Genomic DNA, 12,471 nt, shown 5'->3' with positions numbered 1-12,471 from the left:
AGAGAGTTGGGAGGACGGATGGCTTTGGTAGATATTGAATTGATTGCGACTCATTTCGTGTTCATAGTTTTCGAAGCCGATAAGTTGGGAATCAGGCCGGGTTTGAAAAGACGGGCTTTTCAAGTTTGAAAATGAGAGGTTTTGAGAGACACTGTAGTCCGGAATGAAGGTGGTTTTTATTGTCATCGGAAGCATATCTTTGGGCTTGGGCATTCTGGGTATCTTTCTGCCATTGTTGCCAACGACCCCGTTTCTTCTCTTGACGTCCGCCTGTTACCTTCGCGGTTCCGACCGGCTCCACAACTGGCTGATGTCAAATAAGCACCTCGGCGGCTACATCAGGAATATCAAAGAAGGCCGGGGCATTCCGTTACGAGCGAAGATCATCACAATTGCCGTCCTTTGGGCATCGCTGATTTTTTCAATTTCCAGAATGGATATGCTTTTTGTCACTGTGGTCCTGGTTTTGATGGGTTTCGGCGCGACTCTGTTTCTTCTAAAAATGGAAACATTAATCGACGATGAATGAAAACCCGCCAAAAGCCCCGAGTCTACAAAAAAAAGAGGCAAGCCGTTCGAAAATTTCACCACGCGAGTGATCGGTGTGCCGCGACCTCAGCCGTTTGCGCATAAGCCGTTTATCTTTGTGGTGTTTGTCTTTCGTTTGCGCCATCAACCGTGGTTTTGATTCCTCTTACCCCGCAAGTCGATTTTCGCGTCGTCAGAACCTTCGATTCTGTGCGCCGGCAGCGTGCCTGCGTCTGACCGATACGACCTCGCAAGGTAAGCCGGTGACAAGCCACGAACAGCACGCTGACTCGAGTTCCGGCCGAAATCATGAGCTGCTAAACATAACACACAATGAAACGGGCCACCGTCAGATCGTGAAATTGACACAATTGCGCCGGCGCGTCGATACGTAGCGTTTCGCGCGCGTTCCGAAGACGTTACTTGAGATCTGCAAAATCTGAAACGCTAAAGATCCGGGCGCGCAACTTCAAGGGATGTAGGCCGAAGGCGCCGGGATATCGCCCGCCGCACCAAACTGCTGGATCAAAATCCCTTGGGTCGATCGCTGGATGAACCAGTTTGATCCGTCAGGCCGGAAAATTCCGAAGTCCGCTCTGCCGTCGCCGTCGAAATCGGCCGGTGCGGGAACGTCGCCGCTGTTGCCGAACGGAGCGGAATAATAGCTAGAGTCTTCGCTTCTGAGGACGTACCAGCTTCCGTTTGACGCCCGCCAAACGGCGATGTCGGCTTTGCCGTCGCCCGTATAGTCAGCCGGAACCGGCTTGTCTGCGCTGTTTCCAAACGTATGGACGATCGTACCGGCGGTCGACCGGTTGAGCCACCATTGGCCGTTTGACGGTCTGAAGATCGCCAAATCGGCCTTGCCGTCGCCGTCGTAATCCGAAGTGACCGGAACGTCGCCATTGCTTCCCCATTGCGAAACCTGCACGCCGCCGGACGATTTGTTGATGTACCAGGCGCCTTCGGAAGGCCGAAAAACGGAGACATCTGCCAAACCATCGCCGTCAAAGTCGGCCGGTACCGCCTTGTCGGTCGAGATTCCGAAGGGAAGGGAATAAAAGCTCAGGTTCGAACTCCGCAATACATACCAAGTGCCGCTTGAAGGCCGATAAACGGCGATGTCCGTTTTCCCGTCGCCGTCATAATCGGCCGGAACGGGCCTGTCGGTCGATGTCCCGAACGTTTCCGCCCTCACCGTACTATCGGAACTTCGCTGATACCACCATTGCCCGCTGATCGGGCGGAAGATCGAAATGTCCGAGATTCCGTCACCGTCGAAGTCGTATCTGACTTTCGATGGCCGGACAAAATAATATGCCGCACCCTGTCCGTTCGGCGCCGACAGCGCCTTCTCGGCGGCGCCGACGACAAGATTGCCGAAGCTCAGTGCGACGCCCGAGCCGAAGCGGTCGCCGTTGAACGGGTCCGGCGGAGCAATCTTCTGCTGCTGACCCCAATTCGCGCCACTGCGGACGAAAACGTATGCCGAACCGGCGTCGGTGCCGCCGGCGACCGTGTCGTCGTCGCGAGCACCGACGGCGATCGTATTGTCACTGACCGCGACCGACCAACCGAAACGGTCGACGGATCCGCCGTCGTCGGCGACGAGTCTCCCTTGCGACACCCAGGCCGCGCCGTTGAATTCATAGACGTATGCGGCTCCGTACGCCGTTTGGCCGACGACCGGCGAGTACTGGGTCGCTCCGCCGACGAACGTGTTGCCTTCGATTGCGACCGATGCACCGAAACTATCGCCGTTCGCGCCGCCTGGAATTGATATTTTGTCCTGCATTGTAAAGACTCCGCCGCCGCCCTCGATAAAGACGTAAACCGAGCCGGCGGCCGTGAACGGGATGTCGGCCCCAGGCGAGCCGACGACCAGCTTGTTGCCGCTGGTCGCGACCGATTCACCGAAATGGTCCCCGAGGATGACTCCGCCGATGGGAACGAGTTTCTGCGTTTGCGTCCAAACCATCCCGCTTTGCGAAAATCTATAAACGGCTCCGGCGTCGGAGTTGCTCGGTTGGTCGGAAAAATTGGCTCCGACAAAGATCGTCGGTCCGCCAATGGCGACCGATACGCCGAACTGGTCATCGGCGGCGGCATCGCTGGCTGTCAATTTCTGCTGAAACGACCAACTTGTGCCGATGCGGACGAAGACGTAAGCCGAACCGGCGTTTGAAAACGGTGAGTCGTCGTTGTAAGCGCCGACGACGATCGTGTTTTCGCTGATCGCCACGGAATAACCGAACTTATCGGACGTCGCGCCGTCGTTTGCCAGCAAAACCGCCTGTTGTGTCCACGTCCCGCCGCTGAGAACGAAAACGTAGGCGGCGCCAGCCTGAGAGGCGGTCGTGCTGTCAAACCGCGCCCCTACGACCATCGTGTTGCCGTTGATCGCGACCGCATTTCCGAATTGCGCTCCGACACCGCGTGGCGAGGATGTGATCTTTTGGCGCTCGATCCAACCGGCCATCGCCGGCAGTGCAAACGCCAAACACGCCAACAGTACCAATCCGCGCATGTTCTGTCTCGCCTGATATTGATTCGATGCAGACGATACTGCCTTTGCTGTTACCCACGAGTATTTGCCGGTCATAGTGTTTCTCCAAGAAATTGATCCTAAATAAATCATCACCCTTGCCTATTCAGTAACGCCATACGATTTCATTTATGACATCGAACAATCCACGTCGTCGGTTTTGCGCCTGCGTCGGTCAATGCCTCTTTCAGAGATCTCAGGCAAATCAGCACTCTATCCGTTTCGACAAAATGAACTCTGCCCGCTTCGACGACGCGATAGATCTCCCGTTCCGTTTTTTGCAGGAGTATCGCGGCAACCTGTGGAGACGACATTTCGACGAGCGCCCGGCATTCAGTGCAAAAGCTCTCGAATCGCTCGGTCTTGCGGCTGAAGGCAACGGTTTCGTTAAGTTCGATTTCAATCTCGGTATTTCGTCTCATTGCTTTTTCTTGTTTTGCGCGGGGTTTGACGTTACAATCGGCTTGATTTCCGGCGCAAAATTTTGGGGACTCGACATCGTCGCCGATAGGCGCGAAACAAGTCTTGGATTTTTTCGGACAAATTCGTGACATTTTTTTGACAATGGACAAAGGAGGCCAGAAGAGCGGATCCATCTACGAGTTCGGGAAGTTCATTCTTGATTCGCGGGAGAGGGTTTTGCTTGCCGATGGCGTGCCCGTTCATCTTACCGGCAAAGTATTCGACACGCTTCTGCTTCTGATCGAACACAACGGCCGGCTTCTGACGAAAGTCGAAATGATGTCGGCGTTGTGGGCAGAGTCGTTCGTCGAAGAGGGCAATCTCGCCAAGAACATATCCCGTCTGCGGAAGATCTTGAATACGGAAGGGGCTGAGCTGATCGAGACTCTGCCGAAACGCGGATATCGATTCCAGGCGGCCATCAGACAATTGGACGGCGAAGCTGGTTTGCTGGTTCACCGAAGTCTCAATGTCAGGTTTTCGAGTTCCTTGGAAGAAAGCGACGCGGAAACGTCGCCCAGCCGACCGTCGGTGCTCAACGAGGTTCAGAGCCTTGCCGTTCTGCCGTTCGAACCGCTCGGCGCAAAAGCCGCCGAGGATTTTTTCGGCTTGGGGCTCACCGACGCGCTCATTACGCAACTCAGCCGCGCCGGGCAGGTTCAAGTTCGCCCAACCAGTTCGATTCTGGATTACAATTCGTCGGAAAAAACCGCGGTTTCCTTCGGACGGGAACTGCGGGTTGACGCGGTGTTGGAAGGAAGATTTCAGCGTTTTGAAAACAAACTGCGGCTGACCGTCCAGATGCTTCATACCAAGGGCGGCAATGCGCTTTGGGCCGACAGTTTCAATGCCGAGTTTGATGATGTTTTCAGCCTTCAGGACCAGATCGCCGAGCGCGTCGTCCATGCTTTGAACAGGAAACTCACGGCTGAATCTCAGACCAGACTCAGGAAACGCTACACAGAAAATGTCGAAGCTTATCAGGAATATCTTAAGGGTCGTTACTACTGGAACAAATGCACGTTGATCGGTTACGAGAAGGCTATCGAATGCTTCAAGAGGGCGATCGATACGGACCCGTTGTACGCGCTGGCGTATGCCGGGCTGGCGGGCATTTACAACGTTCTTCCACTTATCGACGGCTTTGCGCCGCGCGATTACTTTCCAAAGGCCAAGGCGGCCGCGTTGAGAGCTCTCGAAATTGACTCGCAATTGGCGGAGGCCCACACGGCGTTCGGTCTTGCGATTCTGCATTACGATTGGAATTGGTCCGGGGCAGAAGTTGCATTCGACCGCGCGATCAAGGCGGATCCGAACTATTCGAATGCCTACGAACTTCTTGGCGTTTACCTATGCCGTGTCGAAAGAATCGCCGAGTCCATTAGCGCTTTGAAGAAAGCCGGGGAACTGGACCCGCTTTCTCCGATCCATGACACCTGGCTGGCGGAAGTCCTTCGGTATTGCGGCGAAACGGAAGCCTCGATTCGTATCCACGAAGAGACATTGAGATCTTTCCCGGAGTTTTATCCCGCACACTACCATTTGTCGTTTTCTTTTCTTGACAGCGGTCGTCTTGATGACGCCGAATCGCATTGCGAAAGAGCAGTCAGCCTCTCAAATCAAAATTCCCTGACGCTTTCGCTCCGCGGGATCTTGCAGGCGGCTCGCGGAAATAGCCGGGCGGTTCAGGAAACGTCGAACAAGTTGCTGCAGATGAAGGCTGACAGATATATCAGCAGCGCGAATATCGCCTCGGTTTACGCCGCATCGGGAGACGAAGAAAAGACGATCGAGTGGCTAGAGACCGCCGTCGAAGAGCGCGACCCGAATCTGACGTGGATCAGGTTCGATCGCGAATTTGAATTTCTCGAACGAGATCCGCGTTTTCAAGTGATTCTGCAGAAAGTCGGTCTGGCCGACAGGAGTCCAAGCTCGCCGGATCGACGAACGCGCTGATCTCGCTCGAGCCGAGCGAGAATGGTCCGGGTCCGGCGCAATTTTTTCTTTCACAATCGGAACAGAACGTTTATTATGTTGAAGGCGCCATTTCTCGCGTCCGTCTTGTTTTTCCTGACAACCTGCAAACCAAATGATTCTCCAGATCTCAAACTTTGAAGCGGTCACCGGACTGCCCGATCTTGTCGGCTACGTTTTCGTATTTCTCTTCGGCGCGATCGTCGGGAGTTTTCTGAACGTCGTTATCCACCGTATCCCAAGGGAACTGTCGATCGTGTTTCCGAATTCGGCATGTCCGAAATGCGGTTCCGCGATCAAGCCGTACGACAATTTTCCGATCCTCAGCTGGCTGATACTCAGAGGAAAGTGCCGGAATTGTTCGGCGCCGATCTCGGCGCGATATCCGGCGGTCGAATTGTTGACAGCACTCCTTTTCCTGCTTGTGTTCTGGCAGATCGGATTCACGCCCTTGCTTCCGGTGGCGTTGTATTTTACCGCTTCGATGATCTCGCTCGTCTTTATCGACGCCGAGCATATGATCCTGCCGGACCTGATCAACTTCCCGTTGCTTTTCGTTGCGGTCGTCGTGCGAATCGCCTTTCCGCTCGCATTCGGCGACGCCTATTTCTCCGATCTCCATCATTCTCCGCTGACATATCTTGCGGGATATCCGGTTTGGATCGTTTCGCTTGCCGGCGCGTTCCTGGGAATGCTCGTGGGCGGTGGCTTTCTATGGTCGATCGGTTGGCTCTGGGAAAAACTGCGCGGCGTCGAGGCGATGGGGTTCGGTGACGTCAAGATGATGTTCGCCGTCGGCGCGCTTCTCGGCTGGCGTCTGACTTTCCTGACGTTGTTCGTCGGCGCGTTTGCGGGCGCTGTGATCGGAGTCGCGCTGATCGCGAAGGACCGCGACAAAGATATGCAGACGCAGATTCCGTTCGGGATCTTCCTCGGGATCGGCGCCTTCGTCTCTCTTCTTTTCGGCGACCGGATAATTCTCTGGTATCTGCAGAACTTCGTCCCGCAATAGATCAGCGAACGTTCATCGCCTGGTTGACGCAAGCTGATGAACAGTAGAACGTTCCGCGGCTGAATTTCAGCGCCTCGGACTTGGGTTTCCAGGAGTTGCAACTCGCGCATCGAACGAGTTCGACGTTGTCGTTTGAGGCTTTGTCGCCGATCTCCTGGCCGCCGCCCGCCGATTTGCCTGCCTCGCGCATCTTCCGAAACATACGCCAAACCTGAATCGCGGTCTGAATCTGGCGGCGGTAGCGGAAGGCGACGAACAGAAGCATCACCGCGATGACCGCGAGAATTACAAACAACTCCTTCATCTAATTGACCTGCCCGGTAGCGATCTGGGTCGTCAGTGTCGGAAGCATCGGGTTGCTAGGATTTACCGATTTCAGCTTCGCGAATGTTTTTTCGGCTTCGGCCTTGTTGCCAGTCTTGATGTATACCTGGGTCAAGAACTGAAGCGCCCGTTCGTTTGAGGAGTCCGCCGCGAGGGCTTTTTGGAGTTCGGTCCGGGCCTTTTCGATCTCGATCGGTTGACCGAGGAAATAGGTGGATCCGTAATCCGCAAGAACCTCCGGATCGTTCGGTCTGATCTCGAGCGCCTTTTTGTAGTAGTCGCGCGCGGCGGCGTATCCGGTCGAGTCCTTTCGCATCGCCGCGATGTCAAACAACGCGTTTCCGGTGAGCACCAGAGCGTCGTAGTCCTTCGGATCTTTTTCGACGACGCGCTTCAACAATCGAACCGACTCCGAGATCAGACCCGGATCTTGCTTCATTCCGCCGTAGCGATAAAGCGCGGCCCCGAGATCGCGTTGGAAGATAGTGTTTTCCGGAGCGCTGTCCGCTTCGGCGATCTTCTGCTTTATCTCGGCATCGCTCAATTGTGGCTCCGCTTGATTCGTTGAGCCCGGCATCGTCGGGGAGGTCGGCGCCGGGTTCTTTTTCGCCTGCTCGACCTGCGACTGGAGCGCGGAGATCTCGTTTCGATTGAGCGAGTTGGCAAGCAGAAATCCGCCTGAGAAACTCACGATCATTCCAATAATAGTTACCCAAAAGTACTTGTCGCTCATTGGAGTTGATTCTACCAAAGTGCTCGGGAAATAGAAAAAGCGTCACCGAGAAACTCGAATGACGCCTTTTGATTCGGTGAAGAAGGAGATTACTTTTTCTCGTTCTCCGGAGTAATATACGGCAGATCATCGGCCCTGCGGCGCGGCAACGGATCGGTCGCGCGGCGTCTCGGCATCGTCGTTCCGCCGCGCCGGTCAACGCTGCCGACGGGCAACCCCTGACCGTGAACGGCCTCGATCAAGATGCGTGTGATCTCCTGTGACAGCGTACGGTGTTCCAGCGCAGCGCGACGACGGAGCGACTCCTTCAACTCGTTGGGAACGTACGCACCGATAAAAACACCTTTTCGATTAACCATAAACTGAATAACTCCTTTAGATCGAGATAACTAAAAGCGTGCCTTGTATGAAACAGATCTGTAAGCCGAATTTTGTTTCCGCGCGAAGCGGACGGCAATCATTCATCTAGGCTTTGCGTTGCCGCAAAGCTCGAGCGACCTACCCGAAAGCGCCGTTTCTTTCGAAACAATGAGCGGGCCGCTCATAAAACGCTTTCCTATTTGGTCTTGCACCACGAGGAGTTTACCTGGCCGCGACTGTTACCAACCGCGCCGGTGCGCTCTTACCGCACCGTTTCACCCATCACTCTGGGGAATTTCGGATTCGGGATTTGTGATTTGGGAATGGACGATACAAAATCCTCAATCACAAATCCCCAATCCGAAATTCCCCAGGGTTGGTCTGTTCTCTGTTGCACTTGTCGTCGCCGAATCTTTCGGTTCGACTCCCGGACGTTATCCGGCTCGCTGCCCTTTGGTGTTCGGACTTTCCTCTTGCCTTGACGGCAAGCGACTGCCCGATCTGTTTCAAAACAAGGCCCGAATATCTTAGCAAAAAATGTTGAACAACTAAAACTTCAGTTAATCAATTTCGCTGGTTAGCTTCCGATCTCGATAATGTCGCCGTCGGCGAGATTCGGATCCGGCATTTTTCCATCGTTGATCGCCTTCAGGTTGTATTCTTTCGTTTCGAGCAATCCGGCCGCGTTCTTTCGCCTTATCACCGCTTTCTTGATTCCGGTCCGTTTTATCCCGCCGGCGACTATGATCGCCTGCGTCAATGTCAATCCGCTGTGGAACGCCAGCTTGCCGCTGTTCGATATCTCGCCGCTGATGAATACAAACTGATTCGCCTTTTCAGCTTCGGCTGAAGCCGAAAACTCAACGATGTCGCCCGGAAACACGAGGACGTTTTCCCATTGGGCGTCTTTGAGAAGATACTTTTCGCTCGCGCCCGCCGTGCGCTTGACCGAAACGGTATCGGCCTTCGGCTGAACCGAGGCATCTGCGCGAATGACGAACAGGGGAACCGCTTCGCGCTGTATCGAACGCTCACCGCCGTTTTCGACCAATCCAAGGACCGTTACCCGATGACTGTTGTATTCGCGGACCCTCACCGAAACCAGCGGGTTCTCGTACAGTTTTATCTTCGTCGCCAGGATCTCTTCGATCTCGTCGGTCGTCATTCCGACAACGGAAACCATTTCTCCCGCGAGCGGATAGTCGATCGTCCCGTCATTCAGAACCGTAAAATAGGTCGAAGCTTTCGAGTTGTTCTGAAGCGAGACGAAAAGAACGTCGCCCGATCCGACGATATAGTTTTCGGTCGGGGCCTTCGAGCGATTCGCGGCCTGTTTGACGACGCCGAGCGTCTTTTCGGCAATCGACGTCTCCGGTCGTGTTGCTTCGGGCGCAACCGTAGCTTTCGCGACCTCAACTGCCGGCGTCTGAATAGAAGCCGGTTCAGTCTTCTCTGCAACAACCGACCGCGTTTCGCTCGGCGTTTTGGTCTTCGGATTTTGCGAGTATCCGAAGTTCTTTTTCCCGCCGCCCGGATTGGTCTGGGCACCGACATCGATCCCGCCGGCCAGAAGCACAGCGCAGAAAACGGTCAGCAACGTGAAAGTTCGTTTCATAACACAAAAAGTCGGGGCAAACCTCTTTTTGAAGCAACCTGCTCGGACGCGAATAAACGGAATCGTCTAATATATTGTTAAATCCGCACTTCAGGCAAGTCCGATAAGAACGGCGACCGCTCGGCCACGTTCATATAAAGATTCAAAACATTGGAGATTCTAGTAATTTTCCTTGATCTTCTATCAGGCGGCCTTGGCCGGAAGCAGTTCGTTCGTGAAAAGATGGGCCCATTTTTCGGTGAATCGCCGGCGAACGTGTCCCTCGATCTCTTCGGTCGTACTGAAAGCGGCGAGTTCGTTGACGATCGATCGAGCCTCTTCGTATGCGATTCCTTCGATCGTCCTGCGAACCCGCGTCATCGAATTGACGTTCATACTGAGTTCGGTCGCGCCAAGCCCAATGAGGAGCGCGACATATGCGGGCGAACCCGCCATTTCGCCGCAGACCACGAGCGGTATCCCGCACTTGGCCGCGGCCGTCAGAACGGTTTTGATCGCGCGCAGAACCGCCGGATGGAGGGTCCGGAACGAATCCGCAACCGATGCATTGTCGCGATCGACGGCAAGCAGATACTGTACCAGATCGTTCGTCCCGAGACAGAAAAAATCAACTTCGCGTCCGATCTCTTCGGCAATGATCACCGACGCCGGCACCTCGATCATCGCGCCGACCCTCGGTTTGCCGACGGCGACGCCTTTCCGTCGAAGGGAAGCCGACTCGCGCTCGAGAAGGCGTTTGGTCTCGATGATCTCGCTGATCTCGGAGATCATCGGCAGCACGATGTCGATCGGAAAATCGGCGGACGCCTGCAACAATGCCCGAAGCTGTGTCCGATACTCGGCTCTGTTTGTCAGCATCAGGCGGATCGCACGGAGGCCGAGCGCCGGATTTTTCTCTCTTTCGCCCGTCTCCGAAGCGACCTGATCGGCGCCGAGGTCAAATGTCCGAATCCGGACCAGATCGCCGTCCGCTTCCTTGGCGATCTTGCGATAGGCTTTGATCTGTTCCGCTTCAGTTGGAAATCCTTTGTACTGGTTGAACAGGAATTCGGACCGGTAAAGTCCGATCCCGCGCGCACCGAGACGTTTCGCGCGACCGTAAACGTCGGGAATATCGACATTGGCGCGAATCGCGATCTCGCGGCCGTCAAGGGTTTTGACCACCGGCGAAAGCGCTTCTGCCGGATCGGATCCCGGTGCTTCGCGGACGTTCGTTTCGGCGCACTTTGCAACGGCTTCAGGATCGGGATTGATAATCAGAATTCCGCCAAACCCGTCAACGATCAAGCGATCTCCGGTCCGGACACGGCGAAGCAATCCTTTGATTCCGGTAATCGCGGGCAGTCCGAACTCGCGCGCCAGAATGAATGTATGCGATGTCCAACCGCCGTGTTCGGTAATGATCGCCTTCGGATTACTTGCCGTAAGTTCGATCAAAGTCGACGGGCGGAGTTCTTTGGCGACGACGATCGAATTCTCTTCGAGAACCAGCGACGACTCGCGTCCGCCGCCGAGCGCAGTCAGAATTCGGTCGGAGATATCTTCAAGGTCGATGTACTTTTCGCGCAGATGTTCGTCCGGTATCGCCTTCTGCGCCGCAACATAGGCGTCGGTGACCGTCTTTACGGCCCATTCCGCATTGACTCGGCGGTCCGATATCTCGTTGTCGACCTTATCGAGGAATGAGCGATCATCAAGAATCATCAGGTGGGTCTCGAAAATACTGCTTCGATTGTTTTCGCTGCCCTGCGAAATGCGCCGGAGTTGCCGTTTGGCGAGCCGCAATGCCGCACGGAATCGGCGAATCTCCTTCGCGACCATTTGTTCTTCGATGGCGATCCGGTAGAATTGCCGTTTGCGTCCGAACAGGCACACCGCGTTCCCAACCGCGATCCCGCGCGAAACGGCGCGGGCTTTGATCGTCGATGCGGGTGGATTGTTCGAACCCTTTTTCATTTAAGTTGGATCAGTTGCCGAAATTGAATCCGCCGCCGCTTCCGCCGCCCTGGTTCGGGAAGAACGGCTTGAGCAATCCGGCGAATGCGGCAAGATTCCGGGTTTGGATAAGTATCTCGCCCGGACCGGCAAACTCCGCGACCATTCCCTCGCCACTCAGAAAACTCCGGAAAAAGCCGCTCTTTGCCGCCTTCCGAAGCTGGTATTGCAGATGACCTTCCCAAGCAACGAGGTGGCCGGTATCGACGACATAGCGCTCGCCGGTCCGCAGAGTCTTGCGGTGGATCGATCCGAACGACGAGACGAGCAGAAGTCCCGCGCCCGAAACCTGCAAGGCGAACAGGCCCTCGCCGCCAAAAAACGACTTCGCGCCGCCGAATTTCGTGTCCACTTGCAGCGACGCATCGCCCGCAAGGTACGAACTCGACTGAACCATAAAGGTCTGGTTCTGCATTTCGATACCGGCGATGTCGCCCGGCGCGCCCGGCGCCAAAGTGACCTCGCCGGCACCGCCGCGTGCGGTAAAAGTTGAAACGAAAGCCGATTCGCCCCCAACGGCTCGTTTGAGCGCACCGAAAACGCCGCCCTTCATTTCCGAATACAGCTCGACGTTGGCCGACATCGAGACCATCGCGCCGGCCTCGGCGGCGATCGACTGCTCGGGCTGAAGATTAACTACCGCAAGCGCGAACGCTCCCGCGTGTTCGATCGCCCACGTGTATCCGCGACCTTGTCCGCGTCCGTCAGTGTCAAAGTGAAACGCTCCGGCGAGTGGCGGCGGAGGCTGAGCGGACGCCGGCGGGGTTGCCTGCGGAGGCTGCGGTCCTTGCGTAGCCTGCGGAACGTGCGCGGACGGTTCGACCGCTGTCAAAACGGTCCCGCAGGTTCCGCAGAACCTGGCATTTGAAAGCAATGGTGCGCTGCATTTAGGGCAGTTCATTGTGGTTCTCCCGATTGAAACT

The 12,471-nt window shown here is 55.5% G+C and carries 12 protein-coding genes and 1 other RNA gene (1 of these 13 running past the window's edge); 4 read left to right on the top strand and 9 right to left on the bottom strand.

From position 1 onward, the window contains the following. Window positions 1-31: the final stretch of a hypothetical protein gene (locus IPN69_13800; protein ID MBK8811790.1), read on the top strand. Its footprint begins 392 nt before the window's first position; only the last 31 of its 423 coding nucleotides appear in the window; the start codon falls outside the window, past its left edge; it ends in the stop codon at window positions 29-31. Between the two features lie 132 nt (window positions 32-163). Then, entirely contained in the window at window positions 164-529 is a 366-nt protein-coding gene (locus IPN69_13795; GenBank protein MBK8811789.1) for a YbaN family protein, read from the top strand. A 468-nt stretch (window positions 530-997) separates the two neighbouring features. Here IPN69_13795 and IPN69_13790 read toward each other — a convergent pair whose 3' ends face one another. Both IPN69_13790 and IPN69_13785 read right to left on the bottom strand, forming a co-directional pair. Further along, the gene (locus IPN69_13790) at window positions 998-3,130 is read right to left on the bottom strand and encodes a VCBS repeat-containing protein (protein MBK8811788.1); all 2,133 of its coding nucleotides are present in this window, start codon (window positions 3,128-3,130) and stop codon (window positions 998-1,000) included. A 68-nt stretch (window positions 3,131-3,198) separates the two neighbouring features. Further along, window positions 3,199-3,669 carry a hypothetical protein gene (locus IPN69_13785; protein MBK8811787.1) on the bottom strand — a complete coding sequence of 157 codons (471 nt, stop codon included), beginning with the start codon at window positions 3,667-3,669 and terminating at the stop codon, window positions 3,199-3,201. Here IPN69_13785 and IPN69_13780 point away from each other — a divergent pair. Together IPN69_13780 and IPN69_13775 are read left to right on the top strand one after the other, a co-directional pair. Beyond that, window positions 3,638-5,491, top strand: coding sequence for a winged helix-turn-helix domain-containing protein (locus tag IPN69_13780; GenBank protein ID MBK8811786.1), 1,854 nt, complete (start codon window positions 3,638-3,640; stop codon window positions 5,489-5,491). The two genes, IPN69_13785 and IPN69_13780, sit on opposite strands and share 32 nt — an antisense overlap. A 133-nt stretch (window positions 5,492-5,624) precedes the next feature. Further along, window positions 5,625-6,521 carry a prepilin peptidase gene (locus IPN69_13775; GenBank protein MBK8811785.1) on the top strand — a complete coding sequence of 299 codons (897 nt, stop codon included), beginning with the start codon at window positions 5,625-5,627 and terminating at the stop codon, window positions 6,519-6,521. Between the two features lies 1 nt (window position 6,522). On the opposite strand, the gene IPN69_13770 is transcribed toward IPN69_13775, so the two are convergent. The 7 genes from IPN69_13770 to IPN69_13740 all read right to left on the bottom strand — a co-directional run bounded on the left by IPN69_13770 (window position 6,523) and on the right by IPN69_13740 (window position 12,449). Further along, window positions 6,523-6,825, bottom strand: coding sequence for a hypothetical protein (locus tag IPN69_13770; protein MBK8811784.1), 303 nt, complete (start codon window positions 6,823-6,825; stop codon window positions 6,523-6,525). After that, a complete protein-coding gene (locus IPN69_13765; GenBank protein MBK8811783.1) occupies window positions 6,826-7,578 on the bottom strand; it encodes a tetratricopeptide repeat protein in 753 nt (250 codons plus the stop codon). It abuts the gene before it with no gap. An 89-nt stretch (window positions 7,579-7,667) separates the two neighbouring features. Continuing rightward, window positions 7,668-7,937 carry a hypothetical protein gene (locus tag IPN69_13760; GenBank protein MBK8811782.1) on the bottom strand — a complete coding sequence of 90 codons (270 nt, stop codon included), beginning with the start codon at window positions 7,935-7,937 and terminating at the stop codon, window positions 7,668-7,670. Window positions 7,938-7,982: 45 nt separating this feature from the next. Then, window positions 7,983-8,446: RNase P RNA component class A (gene rnpB / locus IPN69_13755), an RNA gene on the bottom strand. Between the two features lie 69 nt (window positions 8,447-8,515). Continuing rightward, window positions 8,516-9,553, bottom strand: a complete 1,038-nt coding sequence (locus IPN69_13750) for a polysaccharide biosynthesis/export family protein (protein ID MBK8811781.1) — start codon at window positions 9,551-9,553, stop codon at window positions 8,516-8,518. A gap of 183 nt (window positions 9,554-9,736) precedes the next feature. Further along, window positions 9,737-11,509 (bottom strand): phosphoenolpyruvate--protein phosphotransferase, encoded by a 1,773-nt coding sequence (gene ptsP / locus IPN69_13745; protein MBK8811780.1) that lies wholly within the window; start codon window positions 11,507-11,509, stop codon window positions 9,737-9,739. 10 nt (window positions 11,510-11,519) lie between these two features. Next, window positions 11,520-12,449, bottom strand: a complete 930-nt coding sequence (locus tag IPN69_13740) for a TIGR00266 family protein (GenBank protein MBK8811779.1) — start codon at window positions 12,447-12,449, stop codon at window positions 11,520-11,522. Window positions 12,450-12,471: the final 22 nt, after the last annotated feature.

Source organism: Acidobacteriota bacterium, from assembly GCA_016715115.1.
In the GTDB taxonomy this organism is placed as follows: domain Bacteria; phylum Acidobacteriota; class Blastocatellia; order Pyrinomonadales; family Pyrinomonadaceae; genus JAFDVJ01.
Note: the sequence above shows the minus strand (reverse complement) of the source record. Positions and strands in the feature narration are given on the sequence as shown.